This window comes from Prescottella sp. R16, assembly GCF_030656875.1.
Classification (GTDB): domain Bacteria; phylum Actinomycetota; class Actinomycetes; order Mycobacteriales; family Mycobacteriaceae; genus Prescottella.
Genome location: NZ_CP130943.1, coordinates 1,553,925 through 1,574,523, shown reverse-complemented (window position 1 = coordinate 1,574,523; position 20,599 = coordinate 1,553,925). Strand labels below are relative to the sequence as shown.

Annotated in this window: 20 protein-coding genes; 11 read left to right on the top strand and 9 right to left on the bottom strand. The window is 68.4% G+C overall.

Translation table 11 applies throughout. The features are described from left to right. Window positions 1-194 precede the first annotated feature (194 nt). The 3 genes from Q5696_RS07410 to Q5696_RS07400 are packed head-to-tail and all read left to right on the top strand — an operon-like array spanning window position 195 to window position 2,114. Window positions 195-572, top strand: a complete 378-nt coding sequence (locus Q5696_RS07410; protein ID WP_305094552.1) for a DUF488 domain-containing protein — start codon at window positions 195-197, stop codon at window positions 570-572. Window positions 573-629: 57 nt separating this feature from the next. Further along, window positions 630-1,451 (top strand): maleylpyruvate isomerase family mycothiol-dependent enzyme, encoded by an 822-nt coding sequence (locus Q5696_RS07405; protein WP_305094551.1) that lies wholly within the window; start codon window positions 630-632, stop codon window positions 1,449-1,451. A gap of 3 nt (window positions 1,452-1,454) precedes the next feature. Continuing rightward, the gene (locus Q5696_RS07400; protein ID WP_305094550.1) at window positions 1,455-2,114 is read left to right on the top strand and encodes a Type 1 glutamine amidotransferase-like domain-containing protein; all 660 of its coding nucleotides are present in this window, start codon (window positions 1,455-1,457) and stop codon (window positions 2,112-2,114) included. Here Q5696_RS07400 and Q5696_RS07395 read toward each other — a convergent pair. The 3 genes from Q5696_RS07395 to Q5696_RS07385 form a co-directional block, all read right to left on the bottom strand. Then, a complete protein-coding gene (locus Q5696_RS07395; protein ID WP_305094549.1) occupies window positions 2,072-2,497 on the bottom strand; it encodes a hypothetical protein in 426 nt (141 codons plus the stop codon). The genes Q5696_RS07400 and Q5696_RS07395 overlap by 43 nt on opposite strands. Before the next feature lie 402 nt (window positions 2,498-2,899). After that, entirely contained in the window at window positions 2,900-4,156 is a 1,257-nt protein-coding gene (gene fmdA, locus Q5696_RS07390; RefSeq protein ID WP_305094548.1) for a formamidase, read from the bottom strand. A 29-nt stretch (window positions 4,157-4,185) separates the two neighbouring features. Continuing rightward, a complete protein-coding gene (locus Q5696_RS07385; RefSeq protein ID WP_305094547.1) occupies window positions 4,186-4,497 on the bottom strand; it encodes an FmdB family zinc ribbon protein in 312 nt (103 codons plus the stop codon). 138 nt (window positions 4,498-4,635) lie between these two features. Between Q5696_RS07385 and Q5696_RS07380 the strand changes: the two genes are divergently transcribed. From Q5696_RS07380 to Q5696_RS07370, 3 genes are read left to right on the top strand one after another with little or no spacing between them, the layout of a single operon-like run. Continuing rightward, window positions 4,636-6,117 carry a wax ester/triacylglycerol synthase domain-containing protein gene (locus Q5696_RS07380; protein WP_305094546.1) on the top strand — a complete coding sequence of 494 codons (1,482 nt, stop codon included), beginning with the start codon at window positions 4,636-4,638 and terminating at the stop codon, window positions 6,115-6,117. Then, entirely contained in the window at window positions 6,114-8,366 is a 2,253-nt protein-coding gene (locus Q5696_RS07375; RefSeq protein WP_305094545.1) for a glycerol-3-phosphate 1-O-acyltransferase, read from the top strand. The genes Q5696_RS07380 and Q5696_RS07375 overlap by 4 nt, the downstream gene beginning before the upstream one ends. Continuing rightward, the gene (locus tag Q5696_RS07370) at window positions 8,363-9,802 is read left to right on the top strand and encodes an HAD-IB family hydrolase (RefSeq protein ID WP_305094544.1); all 1,440 of its coding nucleotides are present in this window, start codon (window positions 8,363-8,365) and stop codon (window positions 9,800-9,802) included. Before Q5696_RS07375 ends, Q5696_RS07370 begins: the two co-directional genes overlap by 4 nt. On the opposite strand, the gene Q5696_RS07365 is transcribed toward Q5696_RS07370, so the two are convergent. From Q5696_RS07365 to Q5696_RS07355, 3 genes are all read right to left on the bottom strand, one after another. After that, window positions 9,799-11,286: a PPE domain-containing protein gene (locus Q5696_RS07365; RefSeq protein WP_305094543.1), complete on the bottom strand. Its 1,488-nt coding sequence runs from the start codon at window positions 11,284-11,286 to the stop codon at window positions 9,799-9,801. The two genes, Q5696_RS07370 and Q5696_RS07365, sit on opposite strands and share 4 nt — an antisense overlap. Window positions 11,287-11,368: 82 nt before the next feature. Next, complete coding sequence (locus Q5696_RS07360) at window positions 11,369-11,737, bottom strand: hypothetical protein (RefSeq protein ID WP_305094542.1); 369 nt, start codon at window positions 11,735-11,737, stop codon at window positions 11,369-11,371. Window positions 11,738-11,746: 9 nt separating this feature from the next. Next, on the bottom strand, window positions 11,747-12,268 hold the full coding sequence (locus Q5696_RS07355) for a DUF3558 domain-containing protein (RefSeq protein WP_305094541.1): 522 nt from the start codon (window positions 12,266-12,268) through the stop codon (window positions 11,747-11,749). Window positions 12,269-12,595: 327 nt separating this feature from the next. Between Q5696_RS07355 and Q5696_RS07350 the strand changes: the two genes are divergently transcribed. After that, window positions 12,596-13,975 (top strand): FAD-binding oxidoreductase, encoded by a 1,380-nt coding sequence (locus Q5696_RS07350; protein ID WP_305094540.1) that lies wholly within the window; start codon window positions 12,596-12,598, stop codon window positions 13,973-13,975. A 10-nt stretch (window positions 13,976-13,985) separates the two neighbouring features. Here Q5696_RS07350 and Q5696_RS07345 read toward each other — a convergent pair whose 3' ends face one another. Then, window positions 13,986-15,065: an AAA family ATPase gene (locus tag Q5696_RS07345; RefSeq protein ID WP_305095169.1), complete on the bottom strand. Its 1,080-nt coding sequence runs from the start codon at window positions 15,063-15,065 to the stop codon at window positions 13,986-13,988. Beyond that, entirely contained in the window at window positions 15,065-15,691 is a 627-nt protein-coding gene (pnuC, locus tag Q5696_RS07340) for a nicotinamide riboside transporter PnuC (RefSeq protein ID WP_305094539.1), read from the bottom strand. The genes Q5696_RS07345 and pnuC overlap by 1 nt, the downstream gene beginning before the upstream one ends. A gap of 167 nt (window positions 15,692-15,858) precedes the next feature. Between pnuC and Q5696_RS07335 the strand changes: the two genes are divergently transcribed. From Q5696_RS07335 to Q5696_RS07320, 4 genes are all read left to right on the top strand, one after another. Next, window positions 15,859-16,140 carry a hypothetical protein gene (locus Q5696_RS07335; protein ID WP_305094538.1) on the top strand — a complete coding sequence of 94 codons (282 nt, stop codon included), beginning with the start codon at window positions 15,859-15,861 and terminating at the stop codon, window positions 16,138-16,140. Beyond that, window positions 16,140-18,515: a WXG100 family type VII secretion target gene (locus Q5696_RS07330; RefSeq protein WP_305094537.1), complete on the top strand. Its 2,376-nt coding sequence runs from the start codon at window positions 16,140-16,142 to the stop codon at window positions 18,513-18,515. The genes Q5696_RS07335 and Q5696_RS07330 overlap by 1 nt, the downstream gene beginning before the upstream one ends. 197 nt (window positions 18,516-18,712) lie before the next feature. Beyond that, window positions 18,713-19,255 carry a hypothetical protein gene (locus Q5696_RS07325; RefSeq protein ID WP_305094536.1) on the top strand — a complete coding sequence of 181 codons (543 nt, stop codon included), beginning with the start codon at window positions 18,713-18,715 and terminating at the stop codon, window positions 19,253-19,255. Window positions 19,256-19,282: 27 nt separating this feature from the next. Further along, a complete protein-coding gene (locus Q5696_RS07320) occupies window positions 19,283-19,552 on the top strand; it encodes a hypothetical protein (protein ID WP_305094535.1) in 270 nt (89 codons plus the stop codon). On the opposite strand, the gene Q5696_RS07315 is transcribed toward Q5696_RS07320, so the two are convergent. Beyond that, window positions 19,549-20,310: a ScoMcrA-related endonuclease gene (locus Q5696_RS07315; protein ID WP_305094534.1), complete on the bottom strand. Its 762-nt coding sequence runs from the start codon at window positions 20,308-20,310 to the stop codon at window positions 19,549-19,551. The genes Q5696_RS07320 and Q5696_RS07315 overlap by 4 nt on opposite strands. Window positions 20,311-20,599 lie beyond the last annotated feature (289 nt).

Below are 20,599 nucleotides of genomic sequence, written 5' to 3'. Positions count from 1 at the left end.
CGACCGATGCAAGTGGTCCACGATGGTAAGCAGAACTACCGTGACGAAGGGAACACATGCAAGTCGCCGAAGTTGTCTGAATCGAGTCCGAACCGGGGCGTACCACCAGAATGTCCACTTTTTGTGATACACCTCACGACTTCACACGGACGTAACTTGGTGCGCAAAAATCCCCAAGACACGGAAGGTGGACCATGCCGACACGAGCCGTCGACATCGAACGCGTGTACGACCACCCGGGGGCGGAGGACGGTTTCCGGGTGTTCGCCGACCGACTGTGGCCGCGCGGATTGCGCAAGGACGCGTTCCACTACGACGACTGGGCGAAGGACCTGGCGCCGTCGACCGAACTGCGCCGCTGGTACGGCCACGATGTAGCAGAGTTCGCCGAGTTCCGCTCCCGTTATCTCGCTGAGTTGGAGTCGCCGGACGGCCGGACCGCCGTCGAACGTGTCCTGGAACTCGCAGGCGACCGGTCGATCGTCCTGCTCACCGCGACCTCGGACGTCGAACACAGCCATGTCGAGGTGCTGCGGGACTTCCTGGTGGAACTTCTCCGCGAATTCTCCTGATCCGAACAATCGGGACAACGCAAGCGCGGGACGCCGTCCACCCCTACAGTTCTGCGGATGAGCGAGTTCCCGCGCGACGAGGTGGTCGATGCCCTGACGGAGCAGTGGTCCGTCCTGGGTGATCTGCTCGCGACCGTCGACGGTGACGCGTGGATGACCCCGACGGCGCTGCCGGGGTGGACGGTGCGGGACGTCGTCGCGCACCTGATCGGGACCGAGTCGATGCTCGACGGGGTTCCGACGCCGACGACCGCCCTGAACGTTCGGTCCCTCCCCCACGTCCGCAACGACATCGGCGCCCTCAACGAACGCTGGGTGGAGAGCTTGCGTGCGCACGACGGCGCACAGGTCCTCGCCCGGTTCCGGGAGATCACCGGCCGCCGGGCCGCCGCGTTGCGGGCGATGCGCGACGACGACTTCGCCGCGCCCGCGGACACTCCGGTCGGTCCGGCCACGTACGGGCGGTTCATGCGAATACGGCTGTTCGACTGCTGGATCCACGAGCACGACATCCGGGATGCGCTGGGCGGTCCGGCGGGCGACGAGGGTGGTGCGCGTGGGGCACTCGCGTTCGCGGAGATCGAGGGCGCACTCGGTTATATCGTCGGCCGGCTCGGTCGGGCACCGGACGGGGCCCGGATCTCGTGCGCTCTGTCGGGGCCCCTGGAACGCACCCTTCATATAGAGGTATCCGGGCGAGCCGCGGTGGTGCCGCAGCTGCCGGGTCCGGCGACGTCGACGATCGCGATGGATTCACGGTTGTTCACCCGTCTGGCCACGGGCCGCACCACGGCGGCCGAGCATGCCGGGGCGATCGAGTTCGGCGGCGACGAGGCCGTGGGCCGGCGGATCGTCGAGCATCTCGCGTTCACGATCTGACGAGTGCGCCTGTTCCTGTCGTCGTACCGGTTCGGTGCGCATGCCGATCGTTTCGTGGAGTTGGCGGGCGGCCCGGGTCCGGTCGCGGTGATCGCGAATGCGGCGGATGCGTGGCCGGTGCGGGCGCGGGAGTCGGCGGTCGTCAGTGATCTGGTGCCGCTGCGGCGGCTCGGGTTCGCGCCGACGGAGGTTGATCTGCGGGACTTCGCCGGGCGATCCGATGCCTTGGCCCGGCTGCTGTCACGTTTTCCGACGGTGTGGGTGCGGGGCGGCAACACGTTCGTGTTGCGCGCCCAGTTGGCGCGCAGTGGCGCCGACGTGGTTCTGGGGGAACTGGTGCGGTCGGGCGTCCTCTTCTATGCCGGTTACAGCGCGGGCGCGTGTGTGGCGGCGCCGACGCTGACCGGAGTGGAGTGCGCCGACGATCCGGGCGAGGTGGCCGAGGCCTGCGGGGTGCCGGCCCGCTGGGACGGACTGGGATTCGTCGACCATGCGATCGTGCCGCACTGCCTGCCCGGCCCGGACGGTCGCCCGGATGCGACGAACCCCGGCGCCGAGGCGGTTCGCATGCGCGAACGGTGCCGGGCGGCCGGGGTTCGGTCGGTGCTGTTGACGGACGATCAGGCGATCGTGATGGCCGCGGGTGCGGCGGCGGTGCTGTAGGCGCCGATCGCGAGGGGTTCACGTCGCGCCCCGAGAGCGTTGCCGCCGAGGGCACCCGCGAGCGTCAGGCCGGCCCACGCGGTTTCGCAGCGTTTGACGGTGACCTCGTCGGATTCGGCGAGCAGGGCGTCGAGCAGCGCCTTGGGGTTGCAGCGCCAGCCGGTGTCGATGCGGTCGATCTGCGCGGCGGTGAACAGCCCCGAGGCGGCGACGGCGGCGACCCATTCACGGACGTCGCCGCGATGCAGGCGTTCGATCGCCGTCATGTCGACGGCACCGTCCATGAACTCGTATGCGAAGGTGGCCGCGATGTAGTCCTCGATGCAGTTCCGCTCGGCACTCGGCAGGACGTTCGACTTGGTGTAACCCGAAACAGCGCTCACGACCGCGCCCCTTTCTCCCGACGGAGCATCCTCGTACGGAGGAACATCACGATCCGGCGGACAAGGATGTTGATGATGGTCACATCGCGTAACGCTGCGATTGCGTTGTGCGATAGCGACGACGCTAACGCGGTAAAAGTCCGAGGGGTTACTGTTTGATCATAACGATCCGGTAACAAATAGGTAGGTCGACCGAACACCCTTCCGAGACCATCTCCGTATCCCGAAAATTTGTTGGACGTTCGTTCATATCCTCTTGTGGAACCGGCCCCGAACTGCCGATCCTCACTCCCGTTCCGGACCGGTCGGTCCTGTCGACGGCGTTCACCCGTCGGCGACGCACCGGGGTGCGGCACCGACGGGACGCCGCCGACGAGACCGTTAAACCTGATTTGCCCGACTTTACTTTCGGGCTGCTCGAGGTGCCCCGATTCCCGGGTCGATGCGTACCGGACCGGCCGCGGACGGGGTCACCGGGAAGTCGAAGATCGCCGTCGGCAGGTACACCGTGGCGCACGAATTCGGAATGTCGACCACCCCGGAGAAGCGGCCCTCGATCGGTGCGGCACCGAGCAGCAGGTACGCCTGCTCCGGGCTGTACCCGAACTTGGTGAGGTAGTCGATCGCGTGCAGGCAGGCCCGCTGATAGGCGAGCTGCGAGTCCAGATACCGCTGCTCGCCGTCGAGGGTCACCGACGTCCCGGAGAACGCGAGCCACTCCGAGTACTGCGGATCGGTGTTGCCGGGCATGAAGATCGCGTTCTCGGAGACGCCGTACGTCTCCATGCCGCCCTTGATGACATCGACCCGCAGATCGATGAAGCCGCCCATCTCGATGGCGCCGCAGAACGTGATCTCGCCGTCGCCCTGAGAGAAGTGCAGGTCCCCCACCGACAGGTTCGCGCCGGTGACGTAGACGGGGTAGAAGACGCGACTGCCCTTGGTGAGGTTCTTGATGTCCTGGTTGCCGCCGTTCTCGCGCGGTGGTGCGGTGCGGGCGGCCTCGGCGGCGACGCGGTCGAAGTCGGCGCCGGTGAGGGTGCCGAGGATCGCGTCGTTCGGTTCGGGCGGCAACGCGAGCGGCGGCACCCGGTCCGGGTCGGTCGCGATCAGCGCGGCCTCCCGGGTGTTCCACCGTCCCAGCAGGTCGTGCGACGGCGCCGTCCCCATCAGCCCGGGGTGCACGATGCCGGTGAATTTCACGTGCGGGATGTGCCGGGACGTCGCGGTCTGGCCGGCGAAGTCCCACACCGCCTTGTACGCGTCGGGGAACTGGTCGGTGAGGAAACAGCCACCGTTGTCGCGCGCGAAGATGCCCGTGTAACCCCAGCCCTGGCCGGCGAGCGGACCCGAATCCTCCTGCGGGATGGGCCCGATGTCGAGGATGTCGACGATCAGCAGGTCCCCGGGTTCGGCGCCCTCGACGGCGAACGGCCCCGACAGCGTGTGCACGGACGTGAGCGGGGCGTTCAGGATGTCGTCGGCGGAGTCGTCGTTGTGGATGGCGCCGTCGAACCATTCGCGGCAGTGCACGCGGAACGAGTCGCCGGGTTTGACGGTGACCGCGGGCGGGATGTCCGGGTGCCACCGGTTGTGGCCGATCTTCTCCTGCTCGGTGAACTTCTTGCTCGAATCCAGGGGGAACAGCAGTTCGGGCATGCAGGCCTCCTCGCGGCGTGCTCAATGTGTCAGGGGCGGGGCAACTTTCGGTGGAGCGGATCGGTCGTGATCGGCTGGGGTGCGCGCCGGGCGCCGGGTCGGGTACCGGTGACGACGGCCGGTTCGTGTGCCGAGCGGGCGGTGGCGTCGAGCAGACGCATCGCCGTCGACGATCCGTGGCCGAGTCGCGGCGCGGTGATCTGCCGGCGGGACGCGCCGCCGCAGCCGGGGCAGCCGTCCTCGTCGGGGACGGACGTCATGGGGTGGGTGGCGTCGAACGGGCCGCACTGCGCGCACCGGAACTGGTAGAGGGGAATGACCGCATCCTTTCGCCGGGGCAAGGATCGAAGTCCCACCGACGTTAACCGAGGATCGCGCCGAATGCGCGGTGTGCGCGGTCGAATTCGCTGACGGGCGTGGCGGCGCGGGTCCACACTGGAGGGCATCAGCCCCGAAATCCGGTTTCGAGGAGCGTGCGCATGGCCGACGGTCAGCCGTTCATCCCACCGAGCGCGGTGGACGTCGACCTGTCGTCGATCGGGTGGGCGATGAGCCGGACGATGTCGGACTTCGAGACCGGCATGTGGCGGATGGAGGAGGTGCGCCCGGAACTGCGCACCCCGATCGTCGCGGTCGACGTCCTCGATCGCGCCCCGGACTGGGGACGACTGGTACAGGCGCACGAATGGGCGTCGCACATCGTGCCGCGGATCCGGATGCGGGCCGTGGAACCGGCATTCGGCCTCGGCAATCCGGTGTGGTCGGTGGATCCCGAGTTCGATCTCGACTACCACCTGCGCCGGGTGCGGCTGCCGGAACCGGCGACGCTCGACCACGCGCTGCGGCTGTGCCGGCACCTGGCGACGGAACCGTTCGACAAGGCCCGGCCGCCGTGGGCGGCGCTGCTGATCGAGGGCCTCGACGACGGTCGCGCCGTGTACGCCGTCAAGGCGCACCACAGCATGACCGACGGCATGGGCGGCATCGCGATGATGACGCTGCTGCACAGCCGCCGGCCCGAACCGACCCCCGGCAAACCGGATCGGGCACCGGCACCACCGGAGCATCTCGACGAGATGTCCGCGCTGGGCCACGAGATCCTCGACGGCGTGCGGCAGGCACCGGCCCGGCTCGCGGGCCTCGTCTCGGGGTCCGCTCGGCTCGTACTGTCCGCGGCGACCCGGCCGTTCGAGGCGGCCGGCGAGATGCTCGGCTACGCGAACTCGCTGCGCCGGATGGTGCAGCCGCCACCGGCGGGCTCCCCCCTGCTGCGGGAGCGTGGGCTCGGCCGCTGGTTCGGGATCCTCGAGGTGGGTCTGCACGAGCTGCGGCGCGCGGCGCACGCGGCGGGCGGCTCGGTCAACGACGCCTACGTCGCGGCACTGCTCGGCGGCTACCGCCGCTACCACGAGGAACTGGGGGTGCCGATCGGCAAGGTCCCGATGGGGATGCCGATCAACATGCGGGCGGCGTCGGACAGTTCGGGCGGCAACCACTTCGCCGCGGTCCGTTTCGCCGGTCCGGCCACCGAACCCGATCCCGCACTGCGGATCCGGAAGGTGCGGGCGATCGTGCTGGCACTGCGGGAGGAACCGGCCCTCGACATCGTCGAGGCCGCCTCTCCCCTGCTGGTGCGGCTGCCGACACGGCTGATCGCCGAATGGTATCTGGCCCAGTCGAAGGGCCTGGACCTGCAGGCCTCCAACGTCGCGGGCGTCCCGGTCCCGGTGTATCTGGCCGGGGCGCGCATCGAACGGGTGTTCCCGTTCGCGCCCGCACCGGGGTGCGCGGTGATGGCGACGATGGTCTCGCACGTGGGCACGTGCTGCATCGGCGTCAACCTCGACACGGCCGCGGTCACCGAACCGGCACTGTTCGTGCGGTGCCTGCAGGCCGGTCTCGACGAGGTGCTCGCACTCGGTGACGGCGCGGCACAGCAGCCGGAGGGAGCGCAGCGATGACGGAAGTGTTTCTCACCGAGACGATGTCCGAGACCGAACGGCAGGTGCTCACCGTGTGGCTGGCCCGGCGCGAGGCCGAGTCCGGGCAGGCTCCCGTCACGGTCGCCACCACCGACCCCGAACTGGCCGCGCTCACGCTGCGCGACGACGATCCGACACTCACCCCGGTACGGGTGGTGTGGATGCCGGACACCGCGGGCTCCCATCGGGGACAACGATTCCGGGACGTGCTGTCGGCCCGGGACCCGCTGCACCTCGGGGTGAAGGCGCAGCGCCGGGTGCTGCAGCACGATCCGGCCCGGTGCCGCGTCGTCGCAGGTGACGGCGCACCGCTGAGCGAGCTGCGGGACCGGCTGGCCGAACGCGGCGGCGGCTCCCTGCCGGAGTTCGTGCGCCGGCAGGCGGCACTCGCGCTGGAGCGGGCCGAGCGGAGCCTGCTCGGCACCCAGTACAAGGTGTCCCGTTTCGTGGTCGAGGAGATCACCGACACCCACCGGTTCACCGCCGGAGTCAAACAGCTGGCGGCCCAGTCGAATCGCACGATCGTCGACGTCGACGACCAGGCCCGCAGCGCACTCGACGAGATGGTCGCGGCGCAGAGCCGGCGGGCGATCGCTTTGTGGGACCAGTTGGGCCGCTATTTCTCCCGCGCCTACCGGCTCGACGTCGACACCACCCGTTTCGAGGAACTGCGTGAACTGAACCGCGAGCATTCGCTGGTGTTCCTGCCCAGCCACCGCTCCTACCTCGATCCGCTGGTGCTGCGGCCCGCGCTGCTCGCGAACGATCTGCCCCTCAATCACGTGATGGGCGGCCTCAACGTGAGCTTCTGGCCGGTGGGGCCGATCAGCAAACGCTCCGGGACCGTGTTCATCCGCCGCTCGTTCGGCAGCGACGACGTCTACAAGTGGACGCTGCGCGAATACATGCGGTTCCTGCTGAACAAACGTTTCAACCTCGAGTGGTACATCGAGGGCGGACGCTCCCGCACCGGGAAACTGCGCCCACCCCGCTACGGGCTGCTCACATATCTGACGCAGGCGTTCACCGAATCCGACGCGTCCGACGTCTACCTGGTGCCCGTCTCGATCGTGTACGACCAGCTGTACGAGGTGAGTGCGATGGCCGCGGAGGCGCACGGCGCGGCGAAGAAGAAGGAAAGCTTCCGCTGGATGATCGGCTACGTGCGGGCGCAGGGACAGCGTCGCGGCGTCGCGCACGTGACGGTGGGGCGTCCGCTGTCGCTGCGGGACGCCCTGGCACAGGAGGACGATCAGCGGCTCGCGATCCAGAAGACCGGCATCGAGGTCTGCCACCGCATCAACGAGGTCACCCCGATCACGGCGTCGTCGCTGACACTGCTCGCGTTCCTCGGGATCGAGGACCGGGCCCTGACCGTCGACGAACTCGGTTTCATCCTCGGACCGCTCGTCGAATACATCACCGCCCGCAAACTCCCCACCGCCGGGGACGTGGACCTGACCAACCCGCAGGTGATCCGCAAGGCCCTGTTCACGCACGTCGACGCCGGCATCCTCGAACGTTTCGACGACGGCGACGAACGCGTCTACCACCTCGGCAAGGACCAGGGACTGGTGGCAGCGTTCTTCCGCAACAACACCATTCACTTCCTGGTGGTGCGTGCGATCGCCGAGATGGTGCTCATGAAAGCCGTCGACGAGCAGTTCACCGATCCCCTCGCCGACGGCTGGGCCGAGGCCCTACGGATCCGGGACCTGCTCAAGTTCGAGTTCTTCTTCAGCGACAAGAACACCTTCCGGGAGGAACTGCGCTCGGAACTGAGCCTGGTCGACCCGGCGTGGGAGCAGGACCTGCACGAACCTGAACACGCCCAGCGCATCCTCGGGCAGGTCCGCCCCTACCTCGCACACCGCGTGCTGCAGCCGTTCCTCGACGCCTACGAGGTGGTCGCCGATCACCTGCTCGACGTCCCCGTGTCGACGGAGTTCGACGAGAAACGGTTCGTCACCGCATGCCTCGGGCTCGCGCAGCAGCGTCGGCTGCGTCAGCAGATCGCGTCGAGCGAATCGGTGTCGTCGGAACTGTTCGCGACCGCCCTGCAGCTCGCCCGCAACCGGGAGCTGATCGGATCCGACGACCCCGGCGTCCCCGAGCGGCGGCGGGCGTTCGCCGACGAGATACGGACCCTGGTGCGACGGGTCCGGGAGATCCGGGCCATCGCGCACGCGAAACTCGACACGTTGAACGAGCCGGAGCCGGGCCGATGAACCGGGTGAAGGATCTGTTCTCCGCGATCGACGCGGCACCGCCCGGCCCGTCGACGATCGCCGCATTCGATCTGGACGGCACCCTCATCACCGGCTACACCGCGAGCGCCGTCTACCGGGAACGGTTGCGCCGCTTCGACATCAGTGTCGCCGAACTGCTCCGCACCACCGGCGCCGCCCTCGACACCCAGTTCCGGGGCGCCGATGTGGGACGACTCATGGAGATCGCAGTCCGCGGGCTCACCGGACGCTCCGAGGACGAACTGACCGAGTGGAGTCAACGACTGTTCCGGCAGGAGATCGCCTCGATGATCTACCCGCAGGCACGGCGGCTCCTCGACGCCCACCGCCGCGCCGGGCACCGCATCGTCATGGCCACGTCCGCCACGCTGTATCAGGCGTACTGGATCGCGGACGATCTCGGGATCGACGACATCCTGTGCAGCCGGCCCGAGGTGGTCGACGGCCTGCTCACCGGGGAGCTGACCGGCCCGGCCCTGTGGGGCGCCGAGAAAGCGAAGGCGGTGCGCGACTTCGCCGACCGGGTGGGGGCACCGCTGTCGGAGGCGTTCGCGTACTCCAACGGTGCGGAGGACGTCCCGATGCTCGAATCGGTGGGCCGCCCCGTCGCCTTGAACCCGGACCGGCGGCTCGCGGAGATCGCCCGCACCGAGGGCTGGCTGTCGGTGCGCCTGGCCGCACCGGAGCGGGGGGCGACACCGGTGGCGACCGCACGCACGGGCCTGGCGGTGGGAGCGTTGATGGCGACGACGGCGCTGGGCGTGACGGCCGGGGTGCTGTCCGGGAACCGGCGGACGGCCGCGAACCTGGTGGGCACGTTCGGACCCGATGTGGCGCTCACGATCTGCGGGATCGACGTGCAGATCACCGGGCAGGACAACGCGTGGTCCCGACGGCCGGCGGTGTTCATGTTCAACCACCAGTCGTCACTGGACATGGTGCTGGTGGGCAAGGTGATCCGCCGGGACGTGACGGGGGTGGCGAAGAAGGAGGCCGCCCGGGATCCCCGGTTCGCGGCCGTCGGCGCACTGCTGGACGTGGCGTACGTGGACCGCGCCGACAGTGTGCAGGCGCGGGCCGCACTGGCCCCGGCGGTGGAGAAACTGAAGGCGGGCACGTCGATCGTGATCGCTCCCGAGGGCACCCGCTCCCCCACCCCCCGACTGGGCCGCTTCAAGAAGGGCGGCTTCCATCTGGCCCTGCAGGCCCGGGTCCCGATCGTGCCGATCGTCGTCCACGACGCCGGCGACCTGATGTGGCGCAACTCGTTCGTCGCCCACCCCGGCACCGTCCACATCGACGTCCTCGACCCCGTCGACACCGGCGACTGGACCACCGACACCCTCGACGACCACGTCGCGGACGTCCGGCAGCGGTTCGAGAACGCCCTGGCGGCAGGGCCGAGGAAGGTCTAGGAGCCGATCACCGGCGGCGCGGCCATCGGGAGACGGCCGATGAGTTCGCTGCCGTTGTCGACGTTGACGAGGTAGTCGGGCGTCTTGTGTTCGTTGTCGTCGTCGCCACCACGGCCACGTGCACCGGCGCCGGGCATCATGCCGGTCGCGCCGGGGACGCCCCGAGTGCCGGCCGTGCCGGTGGCCGACGCCGTTCCTGCCGTGGTGGCGTTCGAGACGCCCGGGATCGAGGACGAGACGCCCGGGCGGCCGGAACTTCCGAGGCCACCGGGGGCGCCGGAACCGATCCCGTCGGGGCTACCGAGGCTGCCGAGTCCTCGGGTGGGGGCGCTTCCCGGTGTGGAGGTTCCGCCGCCGACGCCGCCGCGGCCGGTGCTTCGTGGGCCGCTGCCGGCGCCCGCGCCCGCGAGGTAGCCGCCGGGGGCGCTGGCCTGCTGTCCCGCGTTCGCGGGTCCACCGAACTGGGCGGCGGCGGTGCGGGTGGCGTCCGATGCGCCGGAGGTGCCGGATCCACTCCATCCGGTGGCCGGATCGGTTCGGGCAGCAACGGTGTCCGCGGGCCCCGGATAGCCGGGGTAGGCGCCGGCGGGGGCGACCGACTCGGGGTTCATTGCGGACGGCGGTGTCGCCGTGGGGGTTCCGCTGCCCGATCCGCGGTAGGGGGTGTAGCCGGTGGTGCCGGTGGGTGCACCGCCAGTGGACCCTGTACCTGTACCTGTACCTGTGCCGGGGTCGGCGGTGACGGGCTTCGGATCGGGCAGGGCGGGAACGTTGGTGTCGGCCTGCTGCATGACGGGCGCGTAGACGGTCCGCATGATCTGGATGGCCTGCTGGTGGGCTTCGTCCTGCTCGTGGAAGATGCTCTTGATCATCCCGGAGACAGGCAATGCCCGACTGAAGGCGGCGCCGAGCGGGGAGTATTGCGCGACCGGCGGAACGGTGGCCTGGACCTGGACGACGCCGGTGGCGGCTTCGGCGATCTTGGTGCCGACGAGTTGGCCGGCGCGCGCCAGGACGGTGCTCTGATCGGCGTAGCGGGTGGTGGCTGCGCGGGCCCGGTCGGCGGCGACACCGCTCCACCGGTCGTCCGTGATGGTGCCGGTGATGAAGTCGCGGAACTCGGTGAGGGCCTGGTCGAGGGTGTCCCCGATTTTCTGCCAGCCCTCGGCGCTCGCCGCGAGCGCGGGGCCGTTCATGGCGTCGACGGCGGCCTTGATGGCCTCGTGGGACATTCCCTCGAAGGCTTCCGGGGAAGTGAGAACCGGATCGTCGAAACGCGTGATGCCGCCGGCGAGACCGGCCTGGGTGCTGTAGATGCCGTCGCGGTCGGCGTTGCCGGCAGCCTGCGCGGCACGGGCACGACGCTCCTCCGCATAGTCGGTGCCGGTGAGCATTTCGAGCACCTTGTTCTGCGGATTCTTCCCGAACTCGACGATGTCCCGGCTCAAATCCTGAACGAAATCACTGAAGCTCGGCAGTCCCATCCGTGTCCCCTCCTCCATGCCCGTGGCGGCGGCAGTCGGCGCCCCCCTGTGTTCGACGCAGCAGCCCGGCAAACGGTTCCGTCTACCGGACCTGCGATCCGACGCCCGCCACCGCCGCCGCGTTCGCCTCCTCCGCCGACACGTAGCGGGCCTCGATCGCGAGGAAGGTGTCACGCATCTGCTCCACCACGGCAATGTGATCGGCAAGCGCCCGATCCATCGAATACTCGCCGCCCGACGCCTTCTTCGAGAACTTCTCGGCCAGGGCGATGCCGGACGGGAGCGTCCCCAACCCTTCGATCATCGCGAGTTCCGCAGTCTGGTCGCGCAACTCTCGTAGTCTCTCGATGAAGCGGTCACAACCTTCGGCGCAGCGCTGAGCAGTTCCTCGTTTGAGGAGGAGTTCGCCAGAGGCTGCGGCGTCCGCCAGCTCGATCCACGTCGACTCCACTGTTCCCCCCTATTCCGGAATGCTCGGGCTCAGGGTGGCAGCTGCCTGCAATGCCGTCGAACATGGTTCGGGGCCGGCGTCCACGTTGTAGACACTCACTCGCACGATGGCCGTTCCGTCCCCTGCGCGTATCGCGACGTTGCATCGTTCCCTTCGCACGTCGCCCGGGTCACGATAGGTCAGTACTGCGCGCCCATCGAGATCGTGATCGGCAACGTCGACGGCGTTACTTCCCCGCCTGATTTCGTCGACCGACTGCGTCCCCGCCAGAACGGACACCGAGTGATCACTGCCAGGCCAGCGACACCGGTTCCAGCCGGGGTACTGCACACCGCTGAAGTCGCGGTCCGCTTTCCCCGGATCGAGCCCCAACTCGATCAGGGCACTGTCCGGGATGTCGTCGCACGGACTGAACGCCGGTTCCCCGGCCACTGTCCCTTCGGCGTCGGCTCGACCGGTGACGCTGCCGGCTCCGCAGCCGGCGAGCAGGAGTGCGGCACCGATTGCCGCGACCACGACTGTTCCGCGCATGCGTCCCTCCCCCGCCGGCCGCGTCGACGGCCTACCTGTTCCCCTGTAGTTGTCGGGCGGTGGCGCCCCCTGCGCGCCACGACCCGTCGGATACCTTACCGACGAGTAGATAGCTCTCGTGGGCAGTGTGACGTCCGACACCGGAGTGTGTCGTCCCCTCCTCGGCGCACTCCGGTGGTCGTCCGTCGAGCAGTCCGGGTCCCCTCCCCGTTCACCGGGCTGCTCTACCTGATCCGACGCACCATCCGACCATTCGGTTCCGCTCGCTCGAAAATTTCTCACCGAGGGGCGTCGGGCGGGTGAGCTGGACGCGGGCATGATGGACGCATGACGACGGTGGATCCGACTGTTCTCGACCAACTCATCGCCGCGCTGCCCGCCGGCGCCGTCCTCACCGATCCGGACATGACGGCCGGTTACCGGCAGGACTGGGCCGCCGATCCGAACGCGGGCGTCCCACTCGCGGTGGTGCGTGCGACCTGTACCGAGGATGTGCAAGCGGTGATGCGGTGGGCGTCGGAGCACCGGGTGCCGGTGGTGCCGCGCGGCGCCGGATCGGGTCTGTCGGGCGGGTCGAGTGCCGTGGACGGCGGCATCGTCCTGAGCACCGAACGGATGCGGGCGATCACCATCGACCCGGTCGCGCGGGTCGCCGTCACCGAACCCGGCCTGCTCAACGCGGAGGTGAAGAAGGCGGCCGCCGAGCACGGGCTGTGGTATCCGCCGGATCCGTCGTCGTACGAGATCTGCTCGATCGGCGGCAACGCCGCCACCAATGCGGGCGGGCTGTGCTGCGTCAAATACGGGGTGACGACCGACTACGTGCTCGGCATGCGGGTGGTCCTCGCCGACGGCACCGCCGTCCGACTGGGCGGTCCACTGCTCAAGGACGTCGCCGGGCTGTCGCTGACGAAACTGTTCGTCGGCAGCGAGGGCACGCTCGGGATCATCACCGAGCTCACGCTGCAGCTCATTCCCGCGCAGCCGCCGGCATCGACGGTGGTCGCGTCGTTCCCGTCGGTGGAGGCAGCCGCCGACGCGGTGCTGGCGATCACGACGGTGATGCGTCCGGCAATGCTCGAATTCATGGACCACGCCAGCATCAACGCCGTCGAGGACTCGCTGCGCATGGGCCTGGACCGCAACGCCCGCGCACTGCTGCTCGCCCAGTCCGACGCGCCCGGCGCGGCCGGGGAACGGGAGATCGAGACGATCGTCGACGCCTGCGAAAAGAACGGTGCGACAGAGGTGTTCGCCACCGACGACCCCGCCGAAGGCGAAGCGTTCACCGCAGCCCGGCGGGCCGTGTTCCCGGCGGTGCAGGCACTCGGTTCGCTACTGCTCGAGGACGTGGGTGTGCCGATGCAGCAGCTGCCCGCCCTCATCTCCGGCGTCGAAGCGATCGCCGAGGACTGCGACGTCCTCATCTGCACCGTCGCGCACGCCGGCGACGGCAACACCCATCCGCTGATCGTGTTCGACCCCACCGACCCCGATATGACCGACCGCGCCCACATCGCGTTCAACCGCGTCATGGGTCTCGCAATCGCGTTGGACGGCACCATCACCGGCGAGCACGGCGTCGGACGCCTCAAAAAAGACTTCCTGCCCGCGCAGCTCGGCGACGACGTGATGGAGTTGAACCGGCGCATCAAGAGCGCACTCGATCCACAGGGGATCCTCAACCCGGGGGCGATGCTGGGCTGACCCTGGGGTCCTACAGTGGCACCCCGAACGACGAGCGCTGCGCCAGAGCGAGGTCGACGACCCGCTCCGCGAGCGCCACCCGCTCGGGCAGCGGGCCGGTGAGCAGCACCCACGACCGCCTTGTCGCTGTCAGGGCGTCCTCGAACCAGCGGGTCATCTCGGCGCGCACGTGCTCGCCGTCGCGGATACCGTCCTGCACGAACGGGACGCCGACGTGGTCGGTGAGCAGATAGAGCGCCCTGCGCTCGGTCAGTCCTTCCTGGGCCCGTCGGCTGTCGGTTCCGAGGTAGCGGCGCTCCCAGACCGTGGTGGCGAAGGCGTCGGTGTCGCAGATCAGGACCGGTGAGCCGGTGCGGGCCGCCCGCTCCTCCGTCCGCGACTGTTCGGCGGCGATGTGCGCGAAGTCGTCGCCGGTCCACACCAGGTCGTCCATCGTGGCGTCCGGACGGACGGCCCGCAGGGCGTCGAGTTTGTCGACGGTGGCCTGCCGCCCGTACTCGGGCACCCACCCGGTCCGCGCCCACCCCCCACCCCGGCTCCGATACCGTTGTGCCAGTGCGCGACTGACCGTCGTCGTTCCGGTCGACTCGGCGCCGAGCACCACGATGCGGGCCGCCAGCCCGGCACGGGTGTACTCCCCCAACTGATCCCAGCGTCCGGCAAGATCGGCGCGGCACGCGGTCCCCGAGATCGGGTGCGCAACCCGGCCGGCGTCGATGCAGACATGAGTGGCCCCGAACCTGCGGGCCAGTTCGTCGCCGTACTTCTCGCTGGAGACCACTGCGTCGATCGGGGTCTCGTCGACCTGCCGGACGGCGGCCCGCATGCAGGCGACCTGCGCCGCCCACACCGTCTCCGATTCGAGATCCATCGGTGCGTCGCAGACGATTCCGGTCACCGTCACCGCAGCATCGGAGGCGTGGGTCTGCCGCATCCATGTCACCCGGTCGTCGAGGGGAATCGTCTCCGCGGCCGACGCCATCACCACGACGGTCACGTGGTCGGCGATCCGGGCGGCCGACCGGACCAGGTGGTGGTGTCCGCGGTGCGGCGGATAGAACTTGCCGATCACCAGCGCGTGCCGGTACATCACGGGACCGCCACCAGTGCGCGCTCGTCGGCGAGGCTGCGGCGCCACGCGAACAGACCGCGGATGCACAGCAACAGGAATCCCGTGTAGAGCAGGGCGGTGAGCGTGAGCCCCTTGTGCAGGTACAGCGGAATGTAGATCAGGTCGGCTGTGATCCACAGCAGCCACGACTCCCACCGCTTGGTGGCCTGACCCCAGGTCGCGAGCAGCGACAGCACGGTGGTGACGGCATCCCAGAACGGCACCGTCGACGACGTCGCGGTATCGAGAAGCAGTGTCAGCGCACCGGTTCCGGCGATGCCGGCAGCGGCCAGCCACCCCCATTCGGTTGCGGTCGTGCCGCTGACCGCGAGGGTGTCCCCGGCGCGGCCGTGCATCCAGTTGCGCCACCCCCACACCGCGAGCGCGATGTAGACGATCTGCAGCGCCGAGTCCGCGAACAGGCCGGCGGTGGCGAACAGCAGAATCCACGCCAGGTTGTTGGCGATGCCGATCGGCCAGTTCCACACCGACTGCCGACCCACCAACCACACGCACCAGGCGCCGGTCACGAAGCCCAGTACCTCCGCCCAGCTCGTCGGCGCACCGAATGCGGTCAACGCCGTCGCGTTCAGGAAATCGATCATCACCCCTCCTCAGGTTCGACACGAAGATTAGCGCATATTTGCGCTAAGTCGTGACGGGGGTGCCTCCGATGGAATTTTCCGGGCGAACGCAACCGTCCGGAAACCCTTCGGTACATTGGCCGCCGAACCAGGTCGATCAGGGGAGATCGCCGGTCGCGGGGGGACACATGAAGGTGGATTCGGAGCGGTTGCGCATGTTCGCGTCGGCGATGGACGACGCGGGCGCGGCAGTCGACGGCCTCGACGTGATCGGCACGGGAGCACCGCTGGCCGGGTCCGCGGCCGCCGCGGCGTGCGAGCAGGCGGCCGAGTTCGTCGAGGGCGCCTACCTGCGGGTCGCGGACCGGATGCACCGAATGGCGGGGATCGCCCGCGGCAACGCCGACGACTACGACGTCACCGAAGCAGAGTTCACCGCATCACTGGCCGGCATGGGCGGGGTGGGCTGATGCCGTCGCTGCCGGAGGTCCGGTCCTGGAACACCGCCGTGCTGTCCGACGCCGCCGCCCGCACGAGCACCGCCGACACCCGCTTCGTCGACGAGCTGACCGGGATGTCGCGGTCCGTGGAGAGCCTGCACGAGAACTGGTCGGGATCCGCCTACGACGCCGCCCGCGACCGAGTCGATGCGGAACATACTGCTGGACAGTCCCTCTCGAACGAGGTTCGCGATCTGGCCGCGATCCTCGACGGTGCGGCCACGCGGCTGTACTGGGCGCGTGACGCCGCGCTGGCGCGGGTGGAGGCCGCGCATGCCGACGGCTGCACCGTGCTCGACGACTGGACCGTTGTCGGCGACGTGCCCCTCGAGGTGCTGGACGTCCATCGTGTTGCCGTCGTCGAGGCTGCGGAATCGCTCGCCCGAGAGGACACTTCGGTTGCGCGCCTGATCGAGGAAGCGGCGCAACGAATCCGGGCGTGCGGGGACCAGATCGGATCGGGTGGAGATCCGTCCGAGCCGATCCTGGACGGGGCGGCCCGGCTGGGGCATGGGGACGGTTCCGTGCTGGCGACAGCGGCCAGGGCCGGAGACGGTGCGGCACTCGACCGGATCGCGAGCCAACTGCCGGTGCAGGGACTGACCTCGACGGAACTCGAAACACTGGCGTCCGGCGGCCGGGTCGACACGCTGCCGCAGTCGGTGCGCGACTACTACACCGAGCTGTATCGGGCGGCCGGAAAGGACGGGATCCTGGCGCTCGGCGATCATCTGCGCATGCAGGAGGCGGGCGGCGATCCGGGTGCCGGTCCGGCCCTGAATTCGCTGGCCAACGGGCTGATGGTGGTATCGAACGAGAACGTCGGCAGTGGCGTCGACGAGAACGGGGCCCTGCGCTCCCCCGGCTCGTACGACCAGCTGCCGGCGGATCTGCGGGAGCTGATCTCGACCCGCACCCACGGCGCCGACGCCAATGCGATCCACTATCCCAGGGATGTCGGGGCGCTCGCCGACGAATACCGCTTCCACGAGGACAGCCGCCGACTCGGGGCCCTGTTGAAAGAGGCGGAACCCGGCTATGTGCCGGGCACCGAACTGGCGCGAGAGCTGACCCGGCAGGCGTCGAACCTTGCCGAGGGAACCGCGCTTTCGGGCACGGCACCGGAGTTGGTGGAGCAGCCGATGCGGGACTATCTCGAGGTGTCGGAACGCAACCCCGAGGCGATCACCCAACTACTGACCGGGGAAGGCTCGGAACAGGTACCGCTCGATTCCGGCTACAACGCCGCGGACACGATGACGCCGCTGCTGCACTTCGACTGGAACGACGACCGCGGCGCCCCCGACCTGTTCGGCTGGATCGGCGAGAACGCAGTGCCCGGACCGGACGTGAGCGTCGAACAGTCCGAGCAGGCAGGACGGGCCGCGACCGGGCTGATCTCCCTGCTCACCGGCGACGCAACCGGAGGGTTCGAGTCGATGATGAACCTGCCCGGCCAGGACGGGCGGTCACTCGGCGAGGTCAATCCGGCACTGACCCAGCAGATCGCGCAGTCCGTCACCCCGTACCTCGGGAACATCGCCGACGGGCCCGAAACGCGCACCCACGGGTTCGACCGCGAAGCAGCAGTCGGCGAAGGCGGAGACATCCGGTCGATCCGGTTGGCCACACTGATGAACACCGACACGACCGCGTCCGCACTGTTCAACGGCGCCATCATCGAACGCACCAACGACTACGCCGGACGCTTCGGCGAACTCCACGGCGAATCCACCGTCATCCGCTACCAACTCGGAGAAGCCAGCGGACGCCTCCTCGGCTACATGGACCAAGGACTACGCGCCGAAGCCTACGACCGCGGCCTCGACGACACCGCCGCAGCCGAACAAGCCGCCGGCAGAACGAAACTCGCCATCGACGTCGCCACCAAAACCATCGTCGGGCTCGGCGGACCAGCGACCATCCCCCTCGACGTGGCGTCGTCGGTGGTGCAGGCGGGGATGGAGACGGAGAAGCTGATAATTCCGGAGGAAGCTACCCGGATCAATGCAGGCGACCTGGCGACACAACGGGCCTACCGGATGCTCGAAGCCGTTGCGGCAAAGGACCCGAGCATGCTCGACGGCACGGACGGTAGATCGGCCATCCCCGAAATCCTACGCAACGATCAAGGGATACGACCGCTCGCCGATATCATGGCCGATCCCGAGAACCAGAGGATCACAACGACCCTACGAACGTCCGTGGAAGAGTTCCTTCACCGCCGCGGGCTCGAGATCCAGCGGTTCGACCTGCCGCTCAACTCTGCTCGAGACAACCAATCGGACTACATCACGGACGAGGCGTCCTACCGAAGCCGCATTCTGAAAGGTCCTACACAGTGAAGCGACTGCTTCGACTGTCCGCAGTCCTGATCACGTGCCTGGCTTCCGTCGCCGCATGCGCTCAGGAAAGTCCGGTCGACAGCAGCCCTGATCTGCTGTGGGCGGAGTCGTTCCGATGGGAAAGCACGCCAGGTGTCGACCTCGATTCCCCCGCAGCTCAAGTCGTGCGCGCGGCCGTCGAAAGCGACGAGATCTCGTTGGCTCTGGGACTCCGCTACACCTACCCCGGCTACCTCGAAGCCTCGGACGGGGCGGGAACCCTGCCATCCAAGGGTCCCGACGGCGGCATCGGCACCCTGAGGATGCAACTTGCCGAACTCGAGGAGTCCCCCACCAGGTTCGATGCGCTCGTCTGCCTCGACACCACCCAGATCTCAACCCTCGCCGACGACAGATACCGGCTACCGACGGGGGATCCGTTCTACGTCCTGCACGCCTACCGGATCAGCGCACGACTGTCCGATCCAGCGACCGAACCGCCCACATCCCCATCCTCGGAAGACCTCCTCGTTCCCTCCGAAACCTATGTACTCGCCGGCCCTCCCGGTCGAGATGCGCGGCCCTCCGGTGACGTCTTCGGCAACTGGAAGATCACGGAGTTCGCAATGAGTGCCGCGCCGGAGGATCGCGACCCCTGTCTCGCATGGGCCGAACAACGCTGGGGTGGACCGAACCCGCCGGCGCCCACACGCACCGACGCGGAACCGCCGGCCATCGAACCGTTCCATCCGGGGTGGTGAGTCGATCCGCGGGGATAGTCTCGCGACATGGCAAACCTCAACTTCGGCGGTACCGACAACTTTCGCGAAGTGGAGGAGACACTGTCGCAGTTGGCTACCAGGATCGCCGATGCAATGTCGGAGGTGCAGCACCTCGGATTGTCCGGTGTCGCAAACGAAAGCGCACAGAACATCGTGGGACAGGCTCTCGCGGCAGCAGCCCGATTTGTCGAATCTATCCGGATAGTAGCGGCTTTCATGAGGACACAGGCCGACAGCCTGGAGGCTACGGGCACATTGGGCAGCGCGTTCTTCTAGTCGGAACCGGTTGCATCCGTGGGCAACTGACCGGTGCCGGCGAGTTCGTCGATCCGTCTGAGCAGGACGGCGGTCGCCTCTGCCCGCCACACCTCGTTGTCAAGCCGGTTACGCACGGACACACTCAGCCCGGCCTGGAGGTCGTCGGATCTGGTCAGGGACTTCGCCTCTCGGTTGGTCACCGACGCGCTGTCGACGCCTTCCGGAAGGTGCAGCGTCCACCACCCGCTGTTCCGCAGCGCCACCCACGGATCGATCGGATCCGGCGGCGAGTCGGCGACGGCGAACGGGGCCAGATAGTCCGCCAGCTCCTTCCGGACCTTCGAGAAGGCCACCGGTCCGGGCGACCGTCGATGCCGCACGACAGCCCACAGCAGGACAACGTACTTGTAGGCGGCGCTTCGGCCGTTGCCGGTGAACACGCGGGTGTTCACTTCGAGTTCCCAGAGCAGGCCACCGCTTGCACCCTTGGGGCCGTGATCGACCACGAAGCCCAGACCCGACAGGCATTCGGCGACGGTGGCGAGACCACCCGAGAAGCCGGTGTTGTCGACGAACACGCCGGTTGCGTAGCCGTGGGCGACACCGACGATCGCCTTCGAATCGTAGAAGCGTCCACCGTGCACCAACCGGTAGTTCTTCGCCCGCTTGAAGCCTCGTCGTTGCAGGAATTCGGTCTGGCCGAGTGCGTCGAACTCGGTGATGGCGTCGAGGACGGATTGGCGGGTCAGAGCGGAGAGGTCGACCTTCGGTGTCACGAACCGGACTGTAGCCGGTCCGGGAATGAGTCAGAAGGAGCACCGAAGCGGACGCAGCCATTCACCCGAGGAAAGCTCCACCCAATTCCAGAAATTGGGACCAAAGCCCCTAGTGCGCGGCCCATTCGACTGATCAAGAAGCGGCGTCACACATACTTTTCGTGAACTTACTGGTCGGTGACTTGTCGTCCGGCGCAGTCCATTCACGAGGGGACGGCTCGTTTTCCTGACCTGGTGTCGGGCGTGTCGGCTCCGGTCGTACCATTTCGTGGATCGGTCTGCATGGTGC

Coding starts and splice junctions, on each gene's coding strand:
- Q5696_RS07410 (WP_305094552.1), top strand. CDS start 195: ATGCCGACACGAGCCGTCGACATCGAACGCGTGTACGACCACCCGGGG.
- Q5696_RS07405 (WP_305094551.1), top strand. CDS start 630: ATGAGCGAGTTCCCGCGCGACGAGGTGGTCGATGCCCTGACGGAGCAG.
- fmdA (WP_305094548.1), bottom strand. CDS start 4,156: ATGCCCGAACTGCTGTTCCCCCTGGATTCGAGCAAGAAGTTCACCGAG.
- Q5696_RS07380 (WP_305094546.1), top strand. CDS start 4,636: ATGGCCGACGGTCAGCCGTTCATCCCACCGAGCGCGGTGGACGTCGAC.
- Q5696_RS07375 (WP_305094545.1), top strand. CDS start 6,114: ATGACGGAAGTGTTTCTCACCGAGACGATGTCCGAGACCGAACGGCAG.
- Q5696_RS07370 (WP_305094544.1), top strand. CDS start 8,363: ATGAACCGGGTGAAGGATCTGTTCTCCGCGATCGACGCGGCACCGCCC.
- Q5696_RS07365 (WP_305094543.1), bottom strand. CDS start 11,286: ATGGGACTGCCGAGCTTCAGTGATTTCGTTCAGGATTTGAGCCGGGAC.
- Q5696_RS07355 (WP_305094541.1), bottom strand. CDS start 12,268: ATGCGCGGAACAGTCGTGGTCGCGGCAATCGGTGCCGCACTCCTGCTC.
- Q5696_RS07350 (WP_305094540.1), top strand. CDS start 12,596: ATGACGACGGTGGATCCGACTGTTCTCGACCAACTCATCGCCGCGCTG.
- Q5696_RS07345 (WP_305095169.1), bottom strand. CDS start 15,065: ATGTACCGGCACGCGCTGGTGATCGGCAAGTTCTATCCGCCGCACCGC.
- pnuC (WP_305094539.1), bottom strand. CDS start 15,691: ATGATCGATTTCCTGAACGCGACGGCGTTGACCGCATTCGGTGCGCCG.
- Q5696_RS07335 (WP_305094538.1), top strand. CDS start 15,859: ATGAAGGTGGATTCGGAGCGGTTGCGCATGTTCGCGTCGGCGATGGAC.
- Q5696_RS07330 (WP_305094537.1), top strand. CDS start 16,140: ATGCCGTCGCTGCCGGAGGTCCGGTCCTGGAACACCGCCGTGCTGTCC.
- Q5696_RS07320 (WP_305094535.1), top strand. CDS start 19,283: ATGGCAAACCTCAACTTCGGCGGTACCGACAACTTTCGCGAAGTGGAG.